Source organism: Pontibacter sp. T17, assembly GCF_057219875.1.
This window is the reverse complement of record NZ_JBXVVW010000001.1, coordinates 616,729-642,440: the sequence shown is the minus strand read 5'-3', so window position 1 is coordinate 642,440 and position 25,712 is coordinate 616,729. Positions and strand designations below refer to the sequence as shown.

17 protein-coding genes are annotated in these 25,712 nt (G+C 59.1%); 5 read left to right on the top strand and 12 right to left on the bottom strand.

The features are described 5' to 3' along the window. Positions 1 to 10: 10 nt before the first annotated feature. The 7 genes from AC2D8O_RS02975 to AC2D8O_RS02945 form a co-directional block, all read right to left on the bottom strand. Positions 11 to 511 carry a hypothetical protein gene (locus AC2D8O_RS02975; protein ID WP_484677298.1) on the bottom strand — a complete coding sequence of 167 codons (501 nt, stop codon included), beginning with the start codon at positions 509 to 511 and terminating at the stop codon, positions 11 to 13. Next, positions 508 to 1,383, bottom strand: a complete 876-nt coding sequence (gene mreC, locus AC2D8O_RS02970) for a rod shape-determining protein MreC (RefSeq protein ID WP_484677297.1) — start codon at positions 1,381 to 1,383, stop codon at positions 508 to 510. The genes AC2D8O_RS02975 and mreC overlap by 4 nt, the downstream gene beginning before the upstream one ends. A 31-nt stretch (positions 1,384 to 1,414) precedes the next feature. Next, a complete protein-coding gene (gene mreB / locus AC2D8O_RS02965; RefSeq protein ID WP_484677296.1) occupies positions 1,415 to 2,443 on the bottom strand; it encodes a rod shape-determining protein MreB in 1,029 nt (342 codons plus the stop codon). Between the two features lie 54 nt (positions 2,444 to 2,497). After that, positions 2,498 to 4,030 carry a bifunctional phosphoribosylaminoimidazolecarboxamide formyltransferase/IMP cyclohydrolase gene (gene purH / locus AC2D8O_RS02960; protein ID WP_484677295.1) on the bottom strand — a complete coding sequence of 511 codons (1,533 nt, stop codon included), beginning with the start codon at positions 4,028 to 4,030 and terminating at the stop codon, positions 2,498 to 2,500. Between the two features lie 29 nt (positions 4,031 to 4,059). After that, complete coding sequence (gene purN / locus AC2D8O_RS02955) at positions 4,060 to 4,650, bottom strand: phosphoribosylglycinamide formyltransferase (RefSeq protein WP_484677294.1); 591 nt, start codon at positions 4,648 to 4,650, stop codon at positions 4,060 to 4,062. A 71-nt stretch (positions 4,651 to 4,721) separates the two neighbouring features. After that, positions 4,722 to 6,161, bottom strand: coding sequence for a DNA recombination protein RmuC (locus AC2D8O_RS02950; RefSeq protein ID WP_484677293.1), 1,440 nt, complete (start codon positions 6,159 to 6,161; stop codon positions 4,722 to 4,724). Between the two features lie 37 nt (positions 6,162 to 6,198). Beyond that, on the bottom strand, positions 6,199 to 7,263 hold the full coding sequence (locus tag AC2D8O_RS02945; RefSeq protein WP_484677292.1) for a PA0069 family radical SAM protein: 1,065 nt from the start codon (positions 7,261 to 7,263) through the stop codon (positions 6,199 to 6,201). 74 nt (positions 7,264 to 7,337) lie between these two features. On the opposite strand from AC2D8O_RS02945, the gene AC2D8O_RS02940 reads away from it, so the two are divergent. Then, positions 7,338 to 8,180, top strand: a complete 843-nt coding sequence (locus tag AC2D8O_RS02940; protein WP_484677291.1) for a maleylpyruvate isomerase N-terminal domain-containing protein — start codon at positions 7,338 to 7,340, stop codon at positions 8,178 to 8,180. A 17-nt stretch (positions 8,181 to 8,197) separates the two neighbouring features. Here the strand turns inward: AC2D8O_RS02940 and feoB are convergent, their stop codons facing one another. From feoB to AC2D8O_RS02925, 3 genes are all read right to left on the bottom strand, one after another. After that, the gene (gene feoB, locus AC2D8O_RS02935; RefSeq protein ID WP_484677290.1) at positions 8,198 to 10,288 is read right to left on the bottom strand and encodes a ferrous iron transport protein B; all 2,091 of its coding nucleotides are present in this window, start codon (positions 10,286 to 10,288) and stop codon (positions 8,198 to 8,200) included. A 26-nt stretch (positions 10,289 to 10,314) separates the two neighbouring features. Further along, positions 10,315 to 10,557 carry a FeoA family protein gene (locus tag AC2D8O_RS02930; protein ID WP_484677289.1) on the bottom strand — a complete coding sequence of 81 codons (243 nt, stop codon included), beginning with the start codon at positions 10,555 to 10,557 and terminating at the stop codon, positions 10,315 to 10,317. A 130-nt stretch (positions 10,558 to 10,687) separates the two neighbouring features. Further along, complete coding sequence (locus AC2D8O_RS02925) at positions 10,688 to 13,108, bottom strand: carboxypeptidase regulatory-like domain-containing protein (RefSeq protein ID WP_484677288.1); 2,421 nt, start codon at positions 13,106 to 13,108, stop codon at positions 10,688 to 10,690. A 144-nt stretch (positions 13,109 to 13,252) separates the two neighbouring features. On the opposite strand from AC2D8O_RS02925, the gene AC2D8O_RS02920 reads away from it, so the two are divergent. The 3 genes from AC2D8O_RS02920 (at position 13,253) to AC2D8O_RS02910 (ending at position 19,038) form a co-directional block, all read left to right on the top strand. After that, positions 13,253 to 15,187: a sensor histidine kinase gene (locus tag AC2D8O_RS02920; protein ID WP_484677287.1), complete on the top strand. Its 1,935-nt coding sequence runs from the start codon at positions 13,253 to 13,255 to the stop codon at positions 15,185 to 15,187. A 39-nt stretch (positions 15,188 to 15,226) separates the two neighbouring features. After that, positions 15,227 to 18,205 carry a sensor histidine kinase gene (locus AC2D8O_RS02915; protein WP_484677286.1) on the top strand — a complete coding sequence of 993 codons (2,979 nt, stop codon included), beginning with the start codon at positions 15,227 to 15,229 and terminating at the stop codon, positions 18,203 to 18,205. A gap of 155 nt (positions 18,206 to 18,360) precedes the next feature. Then, complete coding sequence (locus tag AC2D8O_RS02910) at positions 18,361 to 19,038, top strand: LuxR C-terminal-related transcriptional regulator (protein ID WP_484677285.1); 678 nt, start codon at positions 18,361 to 18,363, stop codon at positions 19,036 to 19,038. A gap of 87 nt (positions 19,039 to 19,125) precedes the next feature. On the opposite strand, the gene AC2D8O_RS02905 is transcribed toward AC2D8O_RS02910, so the two are convergent. Further along, complete coding sequence (locus AC2D8O_RS02905; RefSeq protein WP_484677284.1) at positions 19,126 to 19,722, bottom strand: energy transducer TonB; 597 nt, start codon at positions 19,720 to 19,722, stop codon at positions 19,126 to 19,128. A 53-nt stretch (positions 19,723 to 19,775) separates the two neighbouring features. Next, positions 19,776 to 21,803, bottom strand: a complete 2,028-nt coding sequence (locus AC2D8O_RS02900; protein WP_484677283.1) for a thioredoxin domain-containing protein — start codon at positions 21,801 to 21,803, stop codon at positions 19,776 to 19,778. A gap of 134 nt (positions 21,804 to 21,937) precedes the next feature. Between AC2D8O_RS02900 and AC2D8O_RS02895 the strand changes: the two genes are divergently transcribed. Continuing rightward, positions 21,938 to 25,708 carry a PAS domain S-box protein gene (locus AC2D8O_RS02895; protein WP_484677282.1) on the top strand — a complete coding sequence of 1,257 codons (3,771 nt, stop codon included), beginning with the start codon at positions 21,938 to 21,940 and terminating at the stop codon, positions 25,706 to 25,708. Positions 25,709 to 25,712: the final 4 nt, after the last annotated feature.

Genomic DNA, 25,712 nt, shown 5'->3' with positions numbered 1-25,712 from the left:
GACAGAAAGGTTAGCGGCGGCGGAGGAACAATACTAAAGTTACAACACAGGCTGCCAGGGTGTATACGGCACTGAGGATGATTTTGAGCCAGGTATACAAGCCAAGGTCCAGGTCGAGAATGCCGTAGTAGGCCACTTCGTAAATGATAAGGAGCGGCGCCAGGTAGACGAGGTAAAAGGTGACATCCTGCCGGAAGAAGTCGAACTCGTCGCGCTGGTTGAGGCCCGAGACAGGAGACACAACAGGCAGCCAGAACTCGCGTAAGGCGATGATGGAGACAGCGGCGATGGCATTGGGCCCTGGAGGCAACGTAAAGGCATCTACCATATGGCCGCAGAAGAAGGCCACGAGGTAAAGCCCCCAGCGAGGCATATTGGTAGGTAGCAACAGCACTGGCAGGACGTAGAGGTGCAGTGCGGCTACGTCGCGAATGAGGAGACGTTCGCCCAGAAAGAACTGGGCCAGCAGGAAGATGAGAATGAGCACTACCCAGCGGAGCGAATCGGTCATTGGCGGGGCTGGGTTGAAGGTGAAACCGATCGCTGGAGCGAATCAATCTCAACGCGGTTCTCATGCTCTACCACGTAGAGATAGTTGAGGCGATGGAAGTCGGCCGTGAGCTTGACGGTGATGTCGTGGAAGCTGCCCTGGTCGTTGGGCTTGACTTCAGAGACAGTGCCTATGATGATGCCCTCGGGGAAAAGCGTACTGTGGCCTGATGCAACGACGGTGTCGCCGACAGCCACCTGAAAGTGCTGAGGAACATACAACAGAGACGCATAGTCTGAACTGCCACCTTCCCACTGAATGGTTCCAAAGACCTCGGATGAGCGGATACGGGCACTCAGACGAAAATCCTTGTTAAGCAGCGACATGGCCACGGAATAGTTCTCGCTTACTGCTACTACCAGGCCTACTACACCGGTAGCACTGAGCAGCCCCATCTCGCGGTGTATGCCGTGCCGTGTGCCCTTGTTGAGCGTGATGTAATTATAGTCCCCTATGGTACTGTTGCTGATGGCACGGCAGGGGATAAACCTGTAACGAAAGGCCGGAAGGAGAGAATCGGGCAAGATGCTGAACCGGCCTTTGATTGGCACACGGTACTTGATCTCGGCCAGTTCATTGCGGGTGCGGGCCAGCTCCATACGCAGAGCCATATTCTCATCCAGCAGCTGCTCGTTGTGCACACCGAGATCAAAGTAACCGTCGATGTCGGAGTTAACCTCCTGTATGCCGCCCAGAACACTTTGACTAAAAGCGTTGTAAAGAAGCTGGTGGCGGTTATTGAACTGGAAGAGCAGCATCAACGACAGCCCCTGCAACCCCAGAAAGAGGAAGAGATTGCCATAACTGGCCAGGAGCTCGAAGAGTCTGCGCATGCGTCACCGTCGGAGGAGAGAGGTGGTTGGCTCAGCTGTTGACCAGCAGCGCCTTGTACTTGGCCAGGTTCTTGAGAACGGTTCCCGTGCCACGCACAACGGCGCGCAGGGGATCTTCAGCGACGTGAACCGGCAGCTTGGTCTTTTCCGAAAGGCGGATGTCGAGGCCCCGGAGCAGTGCGCCACCACCCGTAAGGTGAATGCCACGCTCGTAGATGTCGGCAGACAGCTCGGGCGGTGTCAGTTCGAGGGCGCGCAGTACGGCTTCCTCGATCTTGATGATGGACTTGTTGATAGCATGGGCCACTTCCTTGTAACTGATGGAAATGGTTTTGGGGATGCCCGTCATGATGTCCTTGCCGCGGATTTCGATGTTGTCTGGCGGATTGTCGAGTTCGGGCAGAGCGGCACCAACTTCTATCTTGATGCGCTCGGCACTGCGCTCGCCAATGTGCAGGTTGTGCTGGCGGCGCATGTAATCGAGGATATCGGTGTTGAGGTCGTCACCAGCGATACGGATACTCTGGTCGCAGACGATGCCCGAAAGAGCGATAACGGCAATCTCAGTAGTACCCCCTCCGATATCTACCACCATGTGGCCAACAGGCTCTTCCACATTCAGGCCGATACCCACTGCCGCGGCCATGGGTTCGTGAATCATGTGTACCTGCTTGGCACCAGCATGTTCGGCGCTGTCGCGGACGGCACGCTTCTCCACCTCGGTGATGCCACTGGGAATGCAGATGACCATGGTGTGCGTGGGGTTGAAGAAACGACGATCGGGCTGAAGCTTCTTGATAAACTCGCGGATCATCAGCTCGGCCACTGTGAAGTCGGCGATAACACCGTCCTTGAGGGGGCGTACGGTCTTCAGGTTGTCGTTGGTCTTCTCGTGCATCTGCAGGGCTTCGCGGCCCACGGCAATGACACGGTTGGTAGCACGGTCTACTGCCACGATGGACGGCTCGTCTACCACCACCTTGTCATTGTGCATGATCAGGGTGTTGGCCGTGCCGAGGTCAATGGCAATGTCTTTATTGAAATAATTGAAAAGTCCCATGGATGCCTGTGTGCGGAAGGTGGAGGAGAGAGCGTGTGTGGCGCGTTGGTAGTATCAGTGGCGGAAATGGCGTTTGCCTGTCAGGACCATACACATGCCGTTGGCACGGGCATAGCCAATGACTTCTTCGTCGCGGACAGAGCCACCGGGCTGCAGCACCACATCGATGCCTGCCTCGTGGGCGAGCTGTACGCCGTCGGAGAAGGGAAAGAAAGCGTCAGAAGCCAGCACGGCCCCGTTGGTTTCGAACCCATGCGCGCGGGCCTTGTCGATGGCGTGGCGGAGGGAGTCGATGCGGGAGGTCTGGCCCATGCCACCACCAATGAGTTGGCGATTGCGAACGAGGGCAATGGCGTTGCTCTTGAGGTGCTTGGCTACCTTCTCGGCAAAGAGGAGGTCAGCAGTTTCGTCAGCAGAGGGCTGGCGGTCGGTAACGCAATTGAGCTCGGCAGCTGTGGCCGCTACACCATCGGCGTGCTGCACAAGTGTGCCGTTGAGCGCAGTACGACGTGTTTCCATCGCGAGTGCCGTGAGGTCGGCATACGTGAGGAGAATGCGCGTTTTCTTGGCCTTGAGGATATCGAGGGCTTCAGGCGCGAACGATGGAGCGGCCAGAACTTCGAAAAACTGCTCGGAGATCTGCTGGGCGGTTGCGGCATCCACCTGCGTGTTGAGGACAATGATGCCGCCAAAAGCGCTGGTAGGGTCACTGGCCAGCGCGGTAGTCCAGGCCTCGAGCGCGGTGGCACGGGTCGCTACACCGCAGGGGTTGGTGTGCTTGATGATGGCGCAGGTGACAGCGCCGGGAAGGGCGTGGCCTTTGGCGTCGGAGAAATCGGCCACAAGGCGCAGGGCGGCGTCGAGGTCCAGCAGGTTGTTGTAGCTGAGCTCCTTGCCGTTGAGCTTGGTGACGATGGCGTCGAGGTTTCCAATGAACTGGGCGGCCTGATGGGGGTTTTCGCCGTAGCGGAGCGATGTGGCCGGGGCAAGCTCGCCAGCCATCCAGGCGTGGATGTCGGTGTCGTAGCGCGAAGTAACGGCAAAGGCTTCGCGGGCCATTGCTTTTCGGAGTTCATGGCTCACTTTGCCGCCGTTCTGCTTCAGGGCAGTGAGGAGCTGGGGATAGTGGGCAATGCTGGGCACCACGAGGACGTCAGCGTGGTTCTTGGCAGCCGCCCGCAGGAGCGATACACCACCGATGTCGATTTTCTCGATGATAGCCTTCTCATCGGTAGTGGATCGAACGGTTTCGCTGAAGGGATAGAGGTCTACGACAACGCAGTCGACAGGCCCGATGTTGTGGGTGTCGAGTTCCTGAAGGTCGGTGGGGTTGCTGCGACGAGCGAGAATGCCCCCAAAGACAGCAGGGTGCAGGGTTTTGACGCGCCCCCCGAGGATGGAGGGATAGCCAGTGAGGTCGGCCACCTCAATGACTGGCAGCCCCAAGTTGGCAATGAAGTCGGCGGTGCCGCCTGTAGCCAGGATCTTAACGCCGGCCGCATGCAGCGCCCGGGCCACCTCTTCGAGGCCCGTTTTATCAAATACGGATAATAGCGCGGAACGCAGCTGAACGTCAGGTTGGGACATACCTCTTGGGAATCAACAAAGTTAGCACCTCACCCCCCCGCCTGTGCCAGCAGAGAGGTGCAAATGTTATCAAGGACTGAAGGATAGTGCGTGTACTCCAATGTGTGCAGTGCGGCCTGCAGGGCTTCGGGGGTGGCACCCGGCGGTACTGGCAGGCGGGCCTGAAAGATGGGAGCGCCAGTATCGTAGTGCTCGTCCACGTAGTGGATGGTGATACCGGTTTCGGCCTCGCCAGCGGCAATGACTGCATTATGGACGTTGAGGCCGTACATGCCCTTGCCGCCATAATTGGGCAGCAGCGAGGGGTGAATGTTGACGATGCGCTGGGGGAAAGCGGCCACCAGCTCGGCCGGAATGCGCTTGAGGTAACCTGCCAGCGCAATGAGCTGTATGCCGTGCTGCTGCATCAGCGCCAGCAGGGCCTGTGTGCTGTCGGGGTCGGTTTTGCCGGAAATGAGCGCCAGGGGAACACCCAACTGCTGTGCCCGATGAATGACGCCTGCCTCGGGATTGTTGGTGACGATGAGCACCACCCTACCAAGCTGGCTGCTGGCGAAATGGCGCACCAGCGCTTCGGCGTTGGAGCCGCTGCCACTGGCGAAAACGGCAATTTGAATCACACCGCAAAAGTACGGCGAAAGCGCCTGTTACCGACGCGTCAGGCTGTAAAAAGCCGCATCAATCGGTTCGCTCAGCCATTGGCCTCCGCATCGGGGTCGACGCCGGGCACTTCAATGTCGCTGTCGGGCCCCAGTGCTCGGTTCAGCAGCGCAGGGTTCATCTGCTTTTCGGTCTTTACGCCCAGTTTACGCAGCTTCTCCACGCTGACCACCAGATTGCCATTACCGTCTACCAGTTTGTTCATGGCGGCGTCGTACGACTTCTTGGCCTGCTCCATCTGCTTGCCCAGCGACAGCAGGTCGTTGGTAAAGCCGATGAACTTGTCGTAGAGGGCACCTGCCTGCCGGGCTATCTCCAGCGTGTTGCGGCTCTGGTATTCGGTGCGCCAGATGTTGGCCACGATTTTGAGCATGGCCAGCAGGTTGGTGGGGCTGCACAGGATGATACGGCGCTCGTAGGCCTCGGTCCAGAGGTTGGGGTCGGCCTGCACGGCTACGAGGTAGGCGGGCTCGATGGGCACGAAGAGGATGGTGAAGTCGAGCGTGCGCAGATGGTAGAGGGCAGGATAGTTCTTGGCCGAAAGGTCCAGGATGTGGCGCCGGAGGCTGGCCACGTGCTCGCGCAGGGCCGCGTCCTGGGCGGGCTTGTCTTCGGCGCTGTAGTAGCGTTCGTAGGCCACGAGGCTCACCTTGCTGTCGATGACCATATGGCGGTCTTCGGGCAGGTTGACGACGACATCGGGCTGGAGGCGGCGACCGTCTTCGGTGGTGAAACTAGCCTGCATCTGGTAGTCGCGGTCGCGCACCAGGCCGCTGTGTTCCAGCAGCCGCGAGAGGAGCTCTTCGCCCCAGTTGCCCATCTGCTTGGCCTGCCCCTTGAGTGCCGCAGCCAGGGCATTGGCTTCGTTGGACACCCTATTCGTCTGCTCAAAGAGCCCCTTGACCTGCTGTTGCAGAGTGGCGTGCTGCTTCACCCCTTCGGTGTGTACTTCCTCCACTTTCTTGCGGAAGTCTTCGATTTTGTCGCCCAGGGGCTTCAGCAGGGTGTCGAGCTGGGTTTTGTTCTGCTCGGTAAACTTCTTCGACTTGTCCTCGAGGATGTCGTTGGCCAGCACCTTGAACTGCTCGTTCATGCGCACCTGCATCTCTTCGAGATACTTCTGCTGTTCGGCCAGACGCTGAAGGGCGGCTTTGCGCTCGGTCTGTTCGGCGGTGAGCTGGTCGCGGAGCTGGGTATTTTCGTTGCGGAGGTTGAGGCGCTCGCGGTCGGCGGCGGCAAAATTCTCCTGCGCGGCGGTAGCGGTGGCGGTGGCGCGAGCGGCCTCGGCCTGTGCGGCACTGGCCTGCTGGCGGGCAGCGTCCTGTGTTCGCTGCAGCTCGGCCAGCTGCTGAGCCAGGGCATCGCGGCTGGTGATAAGTGCCGCAATTGCCGACTGGCGGGCAAACCAGGCCAATGCACCCCCAATCACAGCCCCCAGGGCCAATCCAATGAAAAGTGCCGTAACGTCCATAGCAGTGTAAAGCTACATTGATTTTCGGGTAGCAGGCCTAGAAGAGTGTGGGCGTTTCGGGGCTGCGGATGAAGAGCGTATTGTCGTAGGCGGGCATCTGACGGCCTGCCATGTGCTGGCGCACGGCGGTCTTTACCAGTTGGCGCAGGCTTTCGGCCAGTACGCCTTCGCCACGCATGCGGGTGCCTTTACGGCTGTCGCTTACGCTGCCGCCGTGCAGCTCCTGTATCTGGTGCCAGACTTTGTCGGCACGGTCGGGATAGGTGCGCTCCAGCCAGTCGCGGAAAATCTGGGCTACGGCGCCATTGAGACGTACCATAGTATAGCCAGCGGTAAGCGCCCCGGCTTCGGCGGCGGCTTCTATCACCTGCGGGGCCTCGTGGGCATTGAGGCCGGGAATCAATGGAGCTACCATGACGCCGACGGGCACGCCAGCATCGGTGAGTTCGCGCACCACACGCAGGCGGCTGTGATAGGTTACCGTGCGGGGCTCCAGCACCTGGCGCAGATCTTCGTTTAGGCCTGTGATGCTGACGTACACATGCACCAGCCGCAGCTTGGCCAGCTGAGCCAAAAGGTCTATGTCGCGCAGGATGAGGGCGTTCTTGGTGATGATACCCACAGGGTTGCGGTATTGCAGAAATACTTCCAGCAGCTGGCGGGTGAGGCGGTACTTGCGCTCGGCAGGCTGATAGCAGTCGGTGTTGCCACTGAGGCCGATGGGAATGGGCTGCCACGACTTCTTGCGGAACCACTGGCGGAGCAGCTCGGGGGCGTTGCGCTTGACGATGATTTTCTGCTCGAAGTCGAGCCCTGCCGAGTAGCCCCAGTACTCGTGGGCGTTGCGGGCGTAGCAGTAGATGCAGCCATGCTCGCAGCCCTGATAGGGATTGAGGCTGTAGAACATGCCGACGTCCTCGCTGTCGACTTTGTTGACGATCTGGCGGGGCGAGTCGTAGAAGTACTGGGTAGGCATGGCGGCAGGCGGCGGCTCGTCAATGGCCTCGATGTGCGCCGCCACCTGGGCGCGGTCGCCAAAGCGGGTCTGCGGATTGATCTGCGCCCCGCGCCCCTTCATAAAAGTATGGCCCTGCGTTTCCATACTGCAAGATATGACGATTTTTCCGTCAAATAAAAGACGGTCAACATATCGATTTGTACTTGCTATTTTTGGGTATGCGTACGCTCGAACCCTTGCTGTTGGCACCCACCTTCCTGCCATTGAGTCAGCATTTGGAGCTGACACTCAATCGGCTTTCAGCTACCGACTGGCAGCGCGACACGATTTGCCCGGGCTGGACTGTCAAGGATATCGCAGCACACCTACTGGATACAGCCCTGCGGCGCCTGTCCATGCAGCGCGATGGCCACCAGCCACCCCCACCCGACCGCGACCTCGGCAGCTATCCTGCGCTGCTTGGGTTTCTGAATCAGCTGAACGCCGACTGGGTGCAGGCTTATCGCCGGGTGAGTGCGCAGATCGTGCGCGAACAACTGCTGATGACCGACAAAGCCCTTACGGCTTACGTCCAGACACTGGACCCTTTCAGCCCCGCTCTCTTTTCTGTAGCCTGGGCAGGCGAAGCCGCCAGCCTGTGCTGGTTTGACATTGCCAGGGAGTATACCGAACGATGGCTGCACCTCCAGCAGATCTGCCATGCCACGGGCCAGCCGGATTGCCTCTCCCCTGCATTCTACCTGCCGTATCTTCAGACCTCGGCACTGGGCCTGCCACATGGCTGGCGAAGCATAACACCGCCTGAAGGAACAAACGTCAGAGTGGAAGTAGCTGGCTTACCAGATGCCGCCTGGCTGCTGGTATATGAGAAAGGCTGGCAGGTGTATACTGCAGAAGCGCCGGATACTGCCGCCACCACCATTACCCTGCTGCACGACGAAGCCTGGAAGCTGCTGAGCAAGGGTCTGAAAACCCGAGCAGAACTGGAGAAGGCAGTCCGTATTGCTGGAAATACCGAATGGGCCGAGCCCATTTTCAGCTATGTGGCCGTGATGGCCTGACGGTATTACCCTATACCCTAGCTGAACACCTGATAGGTGATGAGCGCCAGCAGGTAGGCTATGCCACTCTGGTACACCAGCTGTATGGTGGCCCACTTCCAGCCGCCAGTTTCGCGCTTGATGACGGCCAGCGTACTCATGCACTGCATGGCCAGTGCGTAGAACACCAGCAGGCTGAGTGCCACGGCTGATGTATACAGGGGTGTGCCATCGGGGCGCTTTTCCGCGCGCAGGCGATCAGAGAGCTTGCTGTAGCCAGCCTCGTCGTCGCCTTCACCCAAGGCATAAAGCGTGTTCATGGTGCCGACAAAGACTTCGCGGGCGGCAAAGCTGGAGATGAGAGCAATGCCGATTTTCCAGTCGTAGCCCAGCGGCGCAATGACTGGCTCAATGGTTCGGCCCAGATAACCTGCATAGCTGACCTGCAGCATCTCGGCTGCTTCCTTCTTGTTCAGCTCAGCCACGAGGGTGGAGTCGGAAGTGGCCTTGCGCTGGGCTTCATACTTGGCCTGCACGGCAGAGTGCTGACCGGGGGGCGAGTTGTAGGACAGGAACCACAGCAGAATAGACAGCACCAGGATCACCTTGCCTGCGTCGAAGACGAAGGCGCTGGCCTTCTCATACACCTGGCGGCCTACGTTGCCGAGACGCGGACGGCGGAAGTTGGGCAATTCGGCCACGAACAGGCCATCACTGTTGTACTTGAGGATGCGCTTGAAGATAAGCGCCACGATCAGCGCCACCACTACGCCCAGTCCGTACAGCCCCGCCATTACCAGGCCGCGCAGGTCGAAGAGACCGTAGACTGTTGCTGGGGGCACAAACACGGCAATGAGCACCGTGTACACCGGAATGCGGGCCGAGCACGACATCAGCGGTGTGATGAGAATGGTGAGCAGGCGCTCTTTGCGATTGGGGATGCTGCGCACCGCCAGAATGCTGGGCACAGCACAGGCGAAGCCACCAAACAGCGGAATGACGGATTTGCCCGAGAGGCCGAAGGGCCGCATGAGCCGGTCCATCAGGAAGACGGCCCGCGACATATAGCCCGACTCTTCCAGCAGGGAGATGAAGAAGAACAGCAGCGCGATTTGCGGCACAAACACCACAATGCCCTGAATGCCCGCTACTATGCCATCCACAGCGAGGTCGCGTACCCAGCCTTCGGGCAGGGTGGTGCGCAGGCCATCGGCGAGGGTCGCCATGGCGCCATCCAGCAGGTCCATCGGGTAACTGGCCCAGGCAAAAATGGCCTGGAAAATGAGCATCAGCAGGCCAATGAACACGACATAGCCCCAGATGGGGTGCAGCAGCACCTTGTCCAGGCGGGTCGAGGCACGTTCAGAGCGGTCAAGATCTTCGTCGGGCTCGGCCGCGAGGATGTCGGCGATGCGGTCGTAACGCACGACCAGCTCGTTAGAGATGAGCTCGGTAGGCTGTGTTAGGCCCGCCTGATGACGCAGGATGGCAAGCTCAGGGTAGTCGCCCACGAGCAGGCGCTGATAGGCGGCGTAGTCGCTCTTGAAACCAAGCCGCGTGCGTACGTCCTCTACAATGGTATTGAGGCCCTCGGGCACGCGGAAAAACCGCTGCTTGGGTAGGGGCAGGTTGGAGGCCAGCAGAGCCTTCAGCTCGGCAATGCCTGTGCCTTTGCGCACAGAGGTACGCACAACCGGCACCCCCAGGCTGCGGGCCAATGCGCGGTCATGGGCATCGGCGCCAGCTTCTGGTGCCAAATCGGCCATGTTGATGACCAGCACCGTAGGGAAGCCCAGGTCAATGACCTGTGTGCAGAGCAGAATGCCCGGGCGCAGGTTGGTGGCATCGGCAATGACGACGACGGCATCGGGGTGGTCTGGGTCCTGTGGCTCCTGCAATACGCGGCAGGTGATAGCCTCGTCCTCACTCTTGGGGTACAGGCCGTAGGTGCCTGGCAGGTCCAGCAGGTTGAGCTTGACGGTGCTTGAGAGCGTAGCCACGCCGACCTTACGGTCGACCGTCACGCCGGGAAAGTTGCCAGTACGCTGATGCAGGCCAGTCAGTTCGTTGAAGAGCGAGCTTTTACCGGTATTGGGATTGCCAACGAGGGCTACGTTGCGTGCAGGCATGTGGGTGTTCGTCGAGCCGGAAAGTGTCAGGGATGAACGGCAGGACGCTCTACTTCAATCTGCTCGGCGAGGGACCTGCGCAGGGCGATTTTCGTGCCACGGGCCTTGATGGCAATGGGGCAGCCACGGGGTGCCATATCCGTAACCTCGACGAGATCGCCGGGCATGAGGCCCATGTTCATGAGGGCAATACGGGCTTCGGTGGGGCCAATACGGCGTACCACAGCGCGTTCTCCCTTTTCCAAACCCGACAACGGTACAGTAGCCATAGCAGATGAAAGTGGCGGCTAATTTAGATTTAAACCAATCAGGAAGCGCAGCAATTCCCAGAGGGTAAGAAAAAGAAAACCGCCACCGGGCTCTCTCCCCCGGCGGCGGTTGCAAACATGCATGAGTGAATCAGAAGCGGATGCCAGCACCCAGATAGAAAGTGCGGGGTTCGGCAGGCATCAGACCGGGACCAGGGTAGCCACCTGCACGACGGGTAGCATAGCGGACATCTGCAATGTTGTTGACGCCTCCTGACAGTTCGAACCACTTACGGATATCCCACGTGAAGTTCCAGTCAAGCACGCGGTAAGCGGTGATGGCGCCAGCCTGAGCATTGGCCGAGGGGTTCTCGGTATTGGCGGCATCGGTGTACACTTTGTCGGTGTAGCTATGCGCCAGCGTGGTGCGGAAGCCAGCGTAACGAACACTCAGGCCGCTGCGCAGTGTCCATCGTGGGGCATATTCCACCACCTTGTCTTTGGAAGGACCTTCGGTGTAGCGGGCGTCCACATAGGAGGTGGTGTTGTACAGCGACACTTCCACACCCCCAAGGTCTACATCCAACGCCTTGAAGGGGTTGATTTCCACGTAGCTCTCAATGCCCTGACTGCGACTGGCGCCCAGGTTGGTCTTAAGGTTCTTGCCATTGACCAGCAGTGTGCCTACGCGGTCCTGGTACTGGAGGTAAAAGAAGCTGATGTCGTAGCTGAACCAACCTTCGATACGGCCACGAACGCCAAGGTCCGTGTTGTAGCCATTTACGTCCTTCAGGCTGTTGGGGGCTACGCTATCTGCGGGCGAAGCGGGATACAGATCGCTGAAGAGAAAGGGGCGATACGCCTGTGTGAAATTGCCATACACTTCGAGGCTCTGAAGTGGCTTGTAACTGAGAGCCACACCAGCCAGTACCACCGAACGGTTCTGCAGCCCCTGCGAAGCAGGTACTACGCCTGAGAGCGTACCGGCACCGGTGTTGCGGATATGCTCATAGCGGATGCCGGGCGTGACCGTTACCTGACCCAGACGGAAAGCGTTCTCAATGTAGGCAGAGTAGCTTTCGGTACCGAAGGTGAGGTTCAGCGGCATGGCGCTTTCCGGCACCTGGATGCTGTAATCTTCTTCAGCGCCAGCGGTACCGTTACCGCGCTGGCGGGTGGTTTCGCCATTGAAGTAACGCAGACCAAGAACCGCCTTTGACTGCACCGAACCCAGCATATAAGTATACCCCAAACGGCCTTCTATCCCGAAGTTGGTGTAGTCGTCACGGTCTGAGCGGCGGATGCTGGCGGGGTTATCGGCAAGGACGTTTGCGGCAGCTACGTTGCCGATGCTGTATCGCTGGCCCAGAATACCGAAGGCACGGACATAAAGGTTGAGCGAGTCGGTGAGCTGGCTCTTCAGATAGACGGAGGGCATCATCCAGCGAATGCGGAACCAGTTGCGGCTGCGGAACGACTGCTGGGCATTGTCGCGGAAAAGCGAGTCGGTGAGGCCACCGGGCTGGCGCGAACTGAGTTCACTGTAGGTGAAGTCGGCGCCGATACGGGTGTTGGGCTTCAGGTCGTAATCGAGCGCGGCGTAGGTATTGAGAATGGAAAACGCGCTGTTCTGGCGCCAGCCATCGGCCTGACGGTAATGTGCCATCCCAGTGTAGGAAAGCTTGCCACTGCGGCCACCGATGAGGTTATAGCTGCTGAAGAGGCCGTAGCTGCCGCCCGTCTGGCGCGACAGAATGCTGAAGGGCTTGTCTTCGGGAGCTTTGCGGATGATGTAGTTGACCATGCCTCCAAACTGCGAGCCGTACTGGAGTGCCCCAGCGCCACGCACTATCTCTACGCGCTCCACGCTTTCCATGGCGGGGTTGTAATAAGCCTCTGGATAGCCGAAAGGATCAGAGGCAATGTCATGGCCATTCTGGCGGGTGTTGAATTCCCAACTGCGGTTCGGGCTGAGGCCACGGGTAGCTATGTTGATCTGCACGCCACTGCCTTCGCTCTCCCATACCATGATACCGGGTACTTTGGCAAAGACCTGACGCGACACGTTCTGTACTGCATTTACTTCCAGCGCGTCCATCACAAGGACTTCCGACTTTTTGCCTGCATAGAGCTCGGTGGCGGCCACATCGGGCAGGCGGCCAATGCCATGCCAACTGCGACCAAAGGCCTCTACAGTGACCGGACCCAGTTGATATTCCTTGGCAGCAATCTGAAGTGCGCCAACCGCGAGTTGCGCCTGACCCTCTGTAACGGTAATGGCATCCAGTTCGAGAGCACCCCCTTCGGGCAGCGACACACGGACGGCATAAGTGCCTGCCGGAACGTTGCGAAACTCGAAGGCACCACGGGCGTCGGTGCGAACGGTGGTACGACCCACGAGCGTGATGTAGGCATTGGCAACTGGCTTACCGGTGCTGTCTACCAAGGTGCCGCTGACAAGCGTGCCACCCAGTTCCTCAGCCGGAATCAGAGCAGGACCAGCAGAGGCATACTGCTGGGCCTGAAGCCCCAGCGACACCATCATGACCAGTGCGAGCAGAAACGTGCGCATGTGCTAGGTTGAAAAGTTGACGGCGCAAAAGTACTGCTATTTGGATTAAGTCCAATTAGTGAACAAACTTTTTCCGCCGCCCGCGTGGCATCGCGCGCCAATGCCACATTTGGGTTAACTTAGAGGGGAAATCCGACACGCTTATTGCCCATCTCTACACGCCTGCCCGCGCCCCACATGTTCCTGCACCGCGCCCTTCTGGTAGTGGTAGCAGCCGTTTTGGCTATCTCCACGCACAATGCGAATGCCCATTCGCAGGACTCTGCGTTTGCCATACAGAACGGCGTGTTGGCCTATGACCTGACGACTCTTACCTGTACGGATAAGACAGCGCCTCGCGACCTCGCGCTGGAGAACCTGCGGATTCTGCCCTTTGACCTGGCACACACCCATCCCAGCCCCAATGCTCCTGCCTGGATCAGTGCGTATGGGGGCCAATGGCACCGGCTCAAAATCTTCAACGCGGCCTCCAACCCTAAAAAATGGGTGCTGCGCATACAGGGTTCTGGCTACATGGCAGGCATGCGTATCTACATCGTGACGCCCACGGGGGTGCGGAACATAGAACCCGCCGACCTTAACCTGCCGCAGTACAAGGGGGGTGTCAGCCTACCGCTGTATCTCGATGCCAACATCACAACGGAAATCTATTTCTACGCCGATGTACGGCGGGTGCGGGTAGAACTGAGCACGGTCAGCACCTATTTGACGCACTATCAGGACAACGAGTCAACAACCAAGACTCTGATCATAGGCTACTTCGGCATGGCCATGATCATGATTCTCTACAACCTGTTGTTGTTCTGGGTGCTGCGCGACCGCAACTACCTTTACTATCTCATCTACCTGACCTTCTTCACACTCTTCGTGTGGCTGGAATCGGGGCTGTCGGCCTTCTGGTTGTCCTTTCAGTTTTCGCGCTACTACCTCTACTATGCCAACCTGCTGCCGGTAGTCTTCTTCTTCTCCATTCTCACTTTCACCATCCGATTCCTGAAGGTACAGACCCTGCTGCCACGGCTGATGCCGTTCTACCGCATTGCATTTGGTCTGAACATCATCGTCATACTCCTGAACCTGTATGGGCTGCTGATAGACAATCCGCCGATGAAGCCCTACGATATCATTGAACAGGGGACGACACAATACTGCCTGCTGCTGGGCCTGGTAACAGGGATAATGGCTGCACGCAAGGGCTACCGCCCAGCACGCTTCTTTCTGCTGGGCTTTACGGTACTCATCATCTGCGCGGTGGTGTTCTCGATGACCGTTTTACAGCTGCTGCCGCTGACACCACTGACACTCAACGCACTGTATCTGGGCTCTGCACTGGAATTTGCCCTGCTGTCAATTGCTTTGGCCGACCGCATCAATGTCGTGAAGCGCGAGAAAGCACGCGAACGTGAGCGCATTTCGCGCGACCTGCACGACAGCGTTGGCGCCCAACTGGCGGGTATCCTGTATGGCCTGCATCTGACCGAACGGGTAGACCCCAATATGTCGGACGCGGCCAAGCAGCACATTCACAGCCTGCGCAGCGAAGTGCAGGGTACCATCACCCAACTGCGCGAAACGATCTGGGCGCTGCACCCACAGCGCCTGACACTGGCCGAGTTTCTCAAAAAACTGGAAACCACCGGCAACAAACTGCTGCAACAGGCTGACGCCCCACAGCTGAACATCCAGCTGACGGGAGACGCCAATCTGGTAGTGAGTTCCAACCAGGCACTGCAACTACTGCGGATAGCACAGGAGGCCATTCACAATGCAGTGAAACATGCCAGTGCCCGTAACATCACCGTATCGCTGGACCACCGCGTGCTGGAAAACCGGCTGATCCTGCGGGTGGAAGACGATGGCATAGGGCTTGGTCGGCATATCGAAACAACCGTCACCGGCCTCGACCATGAAGACCTGCCGCTAAGCCCCACCATGTCAACCCAACCGGTATCGCAGTTTGGGCTGGGCAATATGCAGCGCCGAACAGAAGAGCTGTTGGGCAGATTTCTGGCTACAGACCGCCCTGGAGGCGGCTGCCGGATCGAGGCATCCATCCCTCTGGCTACCTACACTGAATAACCCCATATGACGTTGCTGCACATACCACAGAAACGTACCATGGCAGGACTCCTGCTGCTGGGGCTGTGGCTGTCGGCAATCCAGTGGTGCTGGGGCCAGAGTGTGGTGGTACGGCAGTATACCCGCGCCAATGGCCTGGTGAGCAACTATGTGATGAGCATGGCCCAGGACTCCAAGGGCTTCATCTGGATTGGCACCGATCAGGGTGTTTCGCGCTACGATGGCCGAGACTTTTTCTCACTGACAGTAGAAGACGGCCTTAATGCGCCTATGGTGTCGGTGATTCACGAAGACCGGAAAGGGAACATCTGGTTTGGCACCTACGAAGGCGGGGTGTGCCGCTGGGATGGTGAGAAAATTACCGCTTATGGTCTGGAGCAGGGTCTTACCATCAACTACCCCAGCATCATTGCCGAAATGGTAGACGGCACCATTCTGGTGTGTGGCCCACAGGGCACGGCTGGCTTCCGGAACAATGCCTGGGAATTTGACACTACCCGACTGGCCCTGCCTTACACCAACACGCTGCAACTGGCCGAAGGGCGCATACTCTTCAGCCGCAGCAACCAGATGTATGAAATCGTACCGGATTCGCAGCGGCTGTTTCGGCTGAGCCCCCTGACGCTGAAGTTTCCAGAGCATGGGCAGTTTACCAAGCCTTTGAAGCTCGGGCAGTTGTATCCAGGGCCGCGCGGCCAGTTTCTATGCCAGACGAACCAGGGTCTGGTGCGCATCCGCATCGTTGGCAATCAACTGCTGGTAGGCCGCGTACTGGACGAAGCGAAAGACCTGACCTCGGCCGCCGATGGCGCCAACGGACAGGTTGTGGTGGGCACACGTTTCCATGGCCTGCGCCTGCTGCGCAGTGGCAAATGGCACAACTTCAGAGCGGGTGCCGGCTTCTCCAGCAACTATATCAACAAAGTGCTGATCGACTATGAGGGCAACGTATGGGCCGGCACTTTCGGCGAAGGGCTGGTGCGGGTGGCTGGCGAGCACCTTACCTACCTGACATCGCGCGAAGGGCTGCCCGGCGACAACGTCACTTCACTGTTTGTAGACTCCCAGCACCAGATATGGGCGGGCACGCCTGGTGGCTTTGCCGTCATTTCCAAAGGAACGGTAGTGGCCTCTGTAAAAGCTGGGGCGCAGGAAATGCACGTTCGAGCCATAGCCGAACCACAGCCTGGCCAGATTCTGCTGGGCACTTTCCAGAACATACTGGGGCCAGTGCCCATACCCCAGGCCATGAAGGGCCAACTGGGCCGGCCACAGTTTTTCTCTTACGGCGTCTCAGACTTCGCGGTATCACCCAATGACGACGACATTCTCATTGGCTCCTATGGCAATGGCCTGTGGCGATACTCAAACCTGAAAGAGCCTTGGCAGACCCGGGCCAGTGGTCTGAAGAGCAACATCATTGAGGGATTGGTGACCACGCGCAGCGGCACCTGGCTCATGACGGCCGGTGAAGGCGTGTCGCTCATTAACAACGAGGGGGTACTGCACCTGAACAAGAAAACCGACTTCCCCGCCACCCGTGTGTACAGTGTGCTGGAGACGTCCGATGGCCGAAGATGGTTCGGTACCAACCTGGGTCTGCTGGAAGAAAAAGATGGGAAGTACAAGGTGTATGACCAGCGGCATGGCCTGGATGGCAACCGGGTGATTTCGGTGTTCGAACTGCCTGCCCGGGGCGGCAACCCCGCACAGATTTTTGCCGTATCGGACCGCTACCTGCACCGGTTGAATGGCACCCGACTGGAAAAACTGGGCTCCTTTCTGCTGCTGCCCGAACAAGAGATGAGCATCAACAAGGCGCTCTACGATATCCGAAACAACCGGCTGATTCTCGGCACCACGCGGGGGCTGGTGCTGCTGGACCTCAGCCGAACCCTGGTGAATGCTGTTGCGCCGAAAGTTGCCATTCTTTCAGTACAGAGCGACAGCAGCCGCTATGCACTGGCCCGCATGAGTGCCACCGAGCGGCTGGAGTTTGACGCCGACCAGCGCAACCTGACCTTCCGGTTTGCGGGCCTCAGCTTCATCAACGAGGCAGACGTAACCTTTCGCTTCCGGCTGAAAGGATTGGAAGAAAACTGGAGCCAGCCCACGCGCCTGCGCGAAATCATCTATCGCAACCTGCCAGATGGTGAGTTTGTTTTCGAGGTAAAGGCGATCAGCCCCGACGGAATTGCCAGCCAGCAGCCTGCCTCGATCCGCATCTTCATGGCGCCCCCCATCTGGAAAACATGGTGGTTCGTGGTGCTGGCAACGCTGGCCAGTCTGGCGGTGGTGGCCACTACCGTGCGGTACTACACGCGCCGCCGCCTGTTGGGCCGCATCCGCGACCTGGAACTGCAACAGCGGCTGCAACGCGAACGCGAACGGATATCGCGCGACCTGCACGACCACGTGGGGGCGCAGCTGTCCAGCATGCTCTATGGGCTGGAACTGGCCGAACGCATGGGCATACCAGAAGGCAACCTGAAGCTGGCAAAGCATATACACGGCCTGCAACAGGATGCCCGTGTAACCATAGGCCAGCTGCGCGAAACCATTTGGGCGCTGCACCACGAGTCCATTCGCCTGGCCGACTTCGGTGAGCGCGTACGACGTTATGCCGAGAAGCTGCTGCAACCCCATGAAAATGTGCAGTTTGAACTGAAGCTGGAGGCCGATCCCGATTATACCTTCACGCCCACTGAGGCCCTGCAACTGTTCCGCATAGCCCAGGAAGCCATCAACAACGCCGTGAAACACTCGCGGGCACACAAGCTGTACCTGGTACTGCGCCACGACCGAGGCAGCCGTCGCCTGCTGGTACGCATAGAAGACGACGGCGTAGGCCTGCCCGCCACCCAGAAGCTGGGCGAACCCACCCCTACGCTCTCTGGCTACGGTTTCCTGAACATGCGCAAGCGAGCCGAGGAACTGGGCGGCAAGTTCATGGCGCTGACACGCGAAGAAGGCGGTACCTGTATCGAAGTTTCCATTGCCACACGGGAAGCAACCTGAGTGGCAATCTTCTAAAAATTACAGCATATGGGGTATTCCTATGGCTGTGCCCCGTCACTAGCTTTGGTTATAGCCCTTAGACTGCACAAACAGACTTTCCACTCTTCTCCGGTTTCCACCTTTCTTCCGGAGATACATTCCCCACTCTGTCAATCATGAACCCACCCACGCTGCTTGCCCTGGTTGAGGACAACCCCACGCTGCGAAAGCGCCTGGTCGAGCACATGACCTATTTCCCTGAAGTGCGGCTGGTGCTGGCCGCTGGCAGCGGCGAAGAGCTGCTGGCAGGCATCGCAGCGCTGCCCGAAGACAAGAAGCCACAGGTAGTGCTGATGGATATCGAACTGCCCGGCATCAATGGAATCGAAACCACCCGACGGCTGAAGCTTTCTCTGCCCGAGGTGGAAATCATGATGCTGACGGTGTTTGAAGACGACGAAAAGCTGTTCGAGAGCATTCGTGCGGGGGCATCGGGCTACATGCTGAAGGATGAAAGCCCTGTGCAGATTGTCCGCGCGATACACGAACTGCGCGAAGGCGGTGCGCCCATGTCATCGGTTATGGCCCGCAAGGTGCTGGGCTACCTGCGCCTGGATGCCGTGCAACCCCTGCAACCCGCCAACGAGCCGCAGGGCCGCCCCTTCGACCTCACCGACCGCGAGCTGGAAATCCTCCGCCTGCTGGTGAAAGGTATGAACTACATTCAGGTAGGCGACCAGCTGAACATCTCGCCCCAGACGGTGCGCTCGCATATCAAGAACATCTACAAGAAAATGCACGTGCACACCCGCGCCGAAGCCGTACGCGTGGCAATGGACCGCCGTGCCGTGTAAAGGCTCTCTGTTGTCTCGACTCCCCATCAACAGAAAAAGGCTGCCCGAAAAGGCAGCCTTCTGTTTTTGCAGCAAACCGGGTGAGGCTTACTTGAAGGTGTACTCGAAGTTGGTCCAAACCTTGACAGCCTGACCAGCATTGCGGGCAGGTGAATAGCGCACTTTCTTGATCTGCTCTACCACCGCAGCCGACAGGCGTGGGTCGGGCGAGGAACGCACGATGTGACTCTTGTACCAGCCATCCTTGTCGATAAGCACTTTCAGGTAGACAGTCCCGCCAATACCTGCCTTTTTTAGGTCGGCAGGCCACAAGATGGCAGCACGCACGCGGTCAAGGTTGAGGGGTGCGGCGTCAAACTCTACCTGCACAAATTCGTTGGGCTCGGGGTCAGGGTCGCTATCAGGGGTGGCCTTGCGGCGGTCCGGTTCTGAGAGCGGTGCATTAGCGGCTGCTTTGGCTGCCGCCTGAGCGTCGGGCGTGGCATTGGGATTGGCCGCAGGCAGGCTGTCTGCCTTGGCGGGCGCAACAGCAACAGGTGCCGTCTTGGTGGTATCAATGGAGCTTGCGGGCGTGTTGGCAGGGGCCTTCGCGTCGGCGGTCTGTTCGGGGCCTTCGGCCTGGGGTTCGCAGGCAGTGAATGCTACGGCACCCGAGAGCAGCAGAGGTAGAAGTCGCAGTTTCATACGCTAGAGTTGTTCTAAGGTACATTCTTCTGCTGAAAAAACGGCAAGGTGCATCAGCGGGCGTCTAAAAGTTGAATTGCCTCGGCCACGGAAGAAACCGGCGCCAGACAGTGCTGCTGACGACAGACATACACCAGTGTTTGGCCGGGTTTGCCTTTTCCACTGAGCAGAACGGGGCTGTCGGCGGGGACCTCGCTACTGTCAAAACCCATCAGCAGGGCATCGGGCCTGAACTGTCGGCGCAGTTGGGCAGCGTAATCGGCAGCAGTCGGGCCACAAACCGCCACCTCCTGATCGGGATAGACGAAACGCATAAGTAGCAGCCCCCAGTTGCCATGTGCCTGCGGATAGCGCTCCAGTTGTGGCAGCATGCGCACCAGCATGTGGTGGGCACGGTCTCGCCACTCGGGGCGATCCATCAGAATGCCCAGCGTAAGCAGTTGGTGAGCCATTACCGAATTGCTGGCAGGTATCACACTGTCGTTCAGCTCCTTCTTGCGGGCCAGCAGGGGGGCGTCCTCATTGCTGGTGAAGTAGAACAGGCCGGTATCGTCGTCGGAAAAGTGGGTCAGCACATAGGCCGCGCGTTGGGTGGCCAACTTCAGGAACGAGGTGTCGAAGGTGGCCTGATACAGCGCCAGCAGCGCCTGAATGTTCAGGGCATAATCTTCCAGATAGGCGTTGAGGGTGGCTTTGCCTTGCTTCCAGGTGCGGTGCAGGCGGGGGCCATCGGCCAGGTTCGCCTCGATGAAGCGTGCGTTGCGCTGGGCCAGTTCCAGCCACTGCTGCTCCCCCGTGGCCTGCCATGCAGCCACCAATCCTATGACGGCCAAGGCATTCCAGCCGGTCAGCAGTTTATCGTCCAGGCCAGGGCGTATGCGACTGTCGCGGGCTCGCAGAAGTATGTCGAGGCCAGCCTCCAGTTCTTCGGCCAGTTGGGCTGGCGTCAGCCCCAGACGGGTGGCCAGCCGGGCCGGTTCATCGGTGCGGAAGAGAATATTGGCCCCATGCTCCCAGTTGCCCACCGGCACAATGTTGTAGACAGCCTTGAAGAGCGGAGCACGGTCACCAAGCAGGGCCTCCAGCTCGGCCTGCGTCCAGAGGTAGAACTTGCCCTCGACACCCTCACTGTCGGCATCCAATGCGCTGTAGAAGCCCCCTTCAGGGCCTGTCATCTCGCGGGCTATCCACTGGGCGGTGCGCGTCACAACCTCGCGGTAACGGGGGTCACCTGTCAGGCGGTAGGCATCTGCGTACAGTTGCAGCAGCTGGCCGTTGTCGTACAGCATTTTCTCGAAGTGAGGCACCCGCCAGTAGGCATCTACGCTGTAGCGGGCAAAGCCACCACCGACGGGATCATACAAGCCACCATCGGCCATGCGGTCCAGTGTGAGGCGCAGGTGTGCCAGCGCATCAGGGCTGCCACTATGCCAGGCATAGCGCAGCATCCAGTGCCAGTTGGCGGGTACCGGAAACTTGGGTGCCCCCTGCAGCCCGCCCCACTCACGGTCTATCCGTTGGTCGTAGTAGGCGAACAGCTTCAGCAGGTGGGCTGTGGTGAATTCAGGGGCCGGGCCAGGCGGCACCGCTCCTTTCTCTTCCAGGCTGCGTACAGCCTCGGTGAGGTTGTTCGCATATTCCTCAGCCTTGGCAGGCTCGCGCTGCCAGTAGGCGGCCAGGTCGTTGAGAATACGGAACCACTGCGCCTTGGGGAAGTAGGTACCCCCGTAAATGGGGCGGCCATCAGGCAGGGTAAAGCAGTTGAGGGGCCAGCCGCCGGTTCCACGCATTATCTGCACTGCATCCATGTAGATGCTGTCCACGTCAGGGCGCTCTTCGCGGTCTACCTTGATGCAGATGAAGTGCTCGTTCATCACGGCAGCGATGTCGGCGTCTTCGAAGCTCTCGCGTTCCATGACGTGGCACCAGTGGCAGGCACTGTATCCGATACTTACCAGCACCAGCTTGTTCTCCGCACGGGCCCTGGCAAAGGCTTCGTCGCCCCAGGGATACCAGTCTACCGGGTTATGGGCATGCTGGAGCAGGTAGGGGCTGGTTTGGTCGGCAAGTCTGTTGGCCATAGGCAGGTATCAGCGCTGAGTAGAAAGTAACCGCAGTTTAACGAGTGAAGCACGAAAAAGGTTGGATGGAGCAGTGGGGAAATCGTGCGGACTTGTAACTTAAAGGTGGCAAAAACCGACACAATCAATTCCTCTTGCCTACTACCGACTCCTCTGGCAAACCTGGACTGTGGCAGCGCATTATACGGGCGGGCATACGAGACGACATGTCCGATGCGCTGGCTGTGAGGATACGTCTTGCAAACATCTCCGGCATTCTGATGGGCGCAGCCTGTCTGCCGTTCAGTCTGGTAGCAACCACCCCTATCATCAAGGCGCTGTTTCTGGTGATGGGGTTGCTGTATATCCTGATGCCCCTGATGGCCCGTAGCGGCTATCACTCCTTCGCCCGACTGGTGCTGAGTATTGGGGTCTGCTACATGATGCTGTTCACTGGCACCCTCTATGGCGAGGTAGATGTGCTGCGGACAGGCTATTTCCGCCTGTTCATCTTTGCACAGGTAGTGCTGCCCCTGGGGCTGTTCACCAACAGTGAACGGGCGTGGAAATGGACGGCGGTAGCCTTGGTCATGCTGGCCTTCTTCAGCTTCGACACCGTGGACGAATGGAACCAGCTGGTACCCACCATTCCCCGCGGCCGCAACGAAACCGTACTGCTGATGATGCGCTTTCTGGCACCAGCCATCTTCTTCGCCATCATCATTCTGTCGTACATCGCGTTCCAGCGGGCCGACAGCAAGGTGGCCCAAAAAGCCCTGGACCTGGAGCGCCAGCAGGTAGACAGTCTGATGGCCAAGGAGTTTGAGTTGCAGATGGCGATATCGCAGGCCCAACAGGCCATTGCGCAGGCCGAAGCCGACAAAGCCGCTCTCATTCTCAGCAAACAGGAAACCGAGGCCCGCACCGCCGAACTGGAAGCCACACGCGAAAATACCCGCCGCCTCATCAAACGCCTGCGCCTGAACCAGGCCGAACTGGAGGGCAAGCAGGCCGAACAGGCCCAGCGGCAGTATGTGGATATGGGCATTGCGAAGCTGGCAGAAGCCGGCCGCTGGCGCGACGAACTGACGCTGGAGCAGTGGGCCGACGAACTGCTGGGCGTGATGATGAGCTACGTGCAGCTGGGCCAGGCAGCCCTGTACATGGCCGACGACGATGTGCATATAGGCCGCACCAGCGAAGACGAAAACGCCAACACCTCCCTGCGTCTGCTGGCGACCTACGCCTTCGATGCAGCCGTGAAACCCGCTGAACGTGTGGCAATGGGCCAGGGCACTGTGGGCGAAGCCGCCCGTTCGGGTCAGATGCTCCTGATGGAAGGCCTGCGTGCACAGGGCCTTAAGTTGCGTGTAGGCGGCCTGCTGGAACTGCAGCCCGAGGCCATCGTGATTCTGCCTCTGCTCTACAACGACACCCTCATGGGCGTGCTGGAAATCACCTGCCTGCAACCTCTGACGCCCACCACACGCGAACTGCTGCAACCCGCTGCCACCGCACTGGCTGGCCATCTGTACGGCGCACGCTCGCAGAGCCGCATCCGTACACTGCTGGTGGAATCGCAGGCCCGAGCGCTTCGCCTGCAGAAAAGCGAAGAAGAACTGCGCAGCAACATCCGCAAAATCGAAGAGGCCCAGCGCGCCATCGCTCTTCAGGAAGCCAACATGGCCGCCGTCATCAACAACACGGAAGAGAACATCCTGCTGCTGGACCGTCAGTACCGCATAGTGCTGGCGAACCGTGTCATCAAGGACCGCTATGCCCAGTATGGCCTCAACATGGATCCTGGAACCTCTGTCTTCTCGGTGATACCAGCCGAGCTGCACGATTTCTGGAAAGATGTATACGACCGAGGCATGGACGGCGAGCGCGTGAAGTTTACCCGCAACCGCATGGATTCCGGGGTGGAACATCACATAGAGTACGTCATCAACCCTACATACGACTCGCTGGGCGATATCATCGGCTGTACGGTGGTATCACGCGATGTGACCGACCGGGTGTCCAGCGAAATCCAGTTGCGCCAGATGAACGACTCGCTGGAGAGCCAGGTTGCGGCCCGCACCCGCGAAATGGCCACAGCCTTTGACATGCTGCGCACCACACTGGAATCGACTTCCGATGGCATTCTCGTGGCCAATCACCAGGGTGGCATCATTTCCTACAACCAGCGGTTCCTTGACATCTGGCGTGTACCCAGCGAGGTGGCCTCGCTCAATGATGAAACAGCGATGGAGCACCACATCTTGGGACTTCTGGCCGAGCCACAGCAGTTTATAGACCTCATGGCACTGGTGCAGGCCGAACGCCCGGCCCACACCTCTGACCTCTTTCGCCTGCTTGACGGGCGTTGGCTGACGATGGAAAGCAATCGGCCGCAGACACCTGCCGGGCTCGAAAACAAGTCGACTGACGTGGCACGGGTCTGGAGTGTGCGCGACATCACTGCCCAGAAAGAAGCTGAACAGGCGCTGCTTACCATTGCACAGGCCATTCCCGTACCCATCATCGTTACACACTACGAAAAACCTGTAGCGCTGTATGTAAACCAGTTGTTCGAAGAACTGTTTGGGTTCTCCGCCGCCGAGGTAATAGGCCAGAACACCAAGTTTCTGTACAACAACGCCGAAGACATTGCCCGTTTCTCTACTGCCTTACGTGACACAGGTGGCAACCTGCGCAATTATGAACTGGGCATGCGTCACCGTGACGGCGAGTCAGTGCTGACGGTCGTGAGCTCAGAGCGGATCCAGTTCAAGGGCGAGGATGCCATCATCTTCGGCTTTCAGGATATCAGCGAGCGACAGCGGGCCGAGCGTGAACTCCGCGAAGCCAACCAGACCATCGAGGCAGCCTTTGCCGACCTCAAAGCAGCGCAACAGCAGCTGGCTCTGTCGGAAAAACTGTCGCTCATGGGCACGCTCACCGCAGGTATTGCCCACGAAATCAACACGCCACTGAGTGCGGTGCAGTCGTCGTCTAATACCCTGCGCGAAAGTGTACCCACCACCCTGCGCCAGGTACGAGAACTGCTGCACGAACTGCCCGACGACCAGCGCTTACCCTTCGAGGCCCTTATCGAGCGCATCTCTGAAGCAGGCAGCCGCCCACAACTGAGCACACGCGAGGAGCGTGCCATCCGCAATCGCCTGTCCACCCAGCTGGCCGAACAAGGTGTAGCCGACGCCGACAGCATGGCCCGCACCATTGTGGAATCCGGCTTTGGCGGCATGGCCGACGACATCCTGCCCCTGCTTACAGCCACTACCGGGCCACGCGTACTGCATACACTGGTGCATCTGGGCCGGGTGTTCACCAGCCTGGAAAACATCTCTGTCGCCTCCGACAAGACGCGCAACATCGTCAAGGCCCTCAAACGCTACACCCACACGGGCAACCCCGACCAGGAGGAGCCCGTGAACCTGGCCGAAAACCTCCAGACCATCCTCATTCTCTACGCACATCAGATTCGCAAAGCCTGTGAACTGGAAACAGTGATGCCCGACCGCAGCCTCACCGTCCGCGCCAACGCCGACCAACTGGGCCAGGTTTGGACCAACCTCATCACCAATGCTTTGCAAGCCATGGAGGCTAGCCCCGCCACCGGCGAACGCGGCTCGGCAGTGGTACTCTCCAAACTGAAACTGGAGCTGCTGCCCGTAGATGGTAACTATGCCGAGGTGAAGGTAACCGACACTGGCAGCGGCATCCCAGAAGACATTCTGCCGAAAATCTTCGACCCCTTCTTCACAACAAAGGCCAAAGGCGAAGGCACTGGCATGGGCCTGCAGATTACCCGCCAGATCATCGAGGGCTTTGGCGGCACCATCTGGGTGGAGTCGCAGCCCGGACGCACCACGTTTACCGTGAAGCTGCCCCTGCTGAAAGCGGAAAACGGCGCAAGCTGAGGGC

Coding starts and splice junctions, on each gene's coding strand:
- AC2D8O_RS02975 (WP_484677298.1), bottom strand. CDS start 511: ATGACCGATTCGCTCCGCTGGGTAGTGCTCATTCTCATCTTCCTGCTG.
- mreC (WP_484677297.1), bottom strand. CDS start 1,383: ATGCGCAGACTCTTCGAGCTCCTGGCCAGTTATGGCAATCTCTTCCTC.
- mreB (WP_484677296.1), bottom strand. CDS start 2,443: ATGGGACTTTTCAATTATTTCAATAAAGACATTGCCATTGACCTCGGC.
- purH (WP_484677295.1), bottom strand. CDS start 4,030: ATGTCCCAACCTGACGTTCAGCTGCGTTCCGCGCTATTATCCGTATTT.
- AC2D8O_RS02950 (WP_484677293.1), bottom strand. CDS start 6,161: ATGGACGTTACGGCACTTTTCATTGGATTGGCCCTGGGGGCTGTGATT.
- AC2D8O_RS02945 (WP_484677292.1), bottom strand. CDS start 7,263: ATGGAAACGCAGGGCCATACTTTTATGAAGGGGCGCGGGGCGCAGATC.
- AC2D8O_RS02940 (WP_484677291.1), top strand. CDS start 7,338: ATGCGTACGCTCGAACCCTTGCTGTTGGCACCCACCTTCCTGCCATTG.
- feoB (WP_484677290.1), bottom strand. CDS start 10,288: ATGCCTGCACGCAACGTAGCCCTCGTTGGCAATCCCAATACCGGTAAA.
- AC2D8O_RS02930 (WP_484677289.1), bottom strand. CDS start 10,557: ATGGCTACTGTACCGTTGTCGGGTTTGGAAAAGGGAGAACGCGCTGTG.
- AC2D8O_RS02925 (WP_484677288.1), bottom strand. CDS start 13,108: ATGCGCACGTTTCTGCTCGCACTGGTCATGATGGTGTCGCTGGGGCTT.
- AC2D8O_RS02915 (WP_484677286.1), top strand. CDS start 15,227: ATGGCAGGACTCCTGCTGCTGGGGCTGTGGCTGTCGGCAATCCAGTGG.
- AC2D8O_RS02910 (WP_484677285.1), top strand. CDS start 18,361: ATGAACCCACCCACGCTGCTTGCCCTGGTTGAGGACAACCCCACGCTG.
- AC2D8O_RS02905 (WP_484677284.1), bottom strand. CDS start 19,722: ATGAAACTGCGACTTCTACCTCTGCTGCTCTCGGGTGCCGTAGCATTC.
- AC2D8O_RS02900 (WP_484677283.1), bottom strand. CDS start 21,803: ATGGCCAACAGACTTGCCGACCAAACCAGCCCCTACCTGCTCCAGCAT.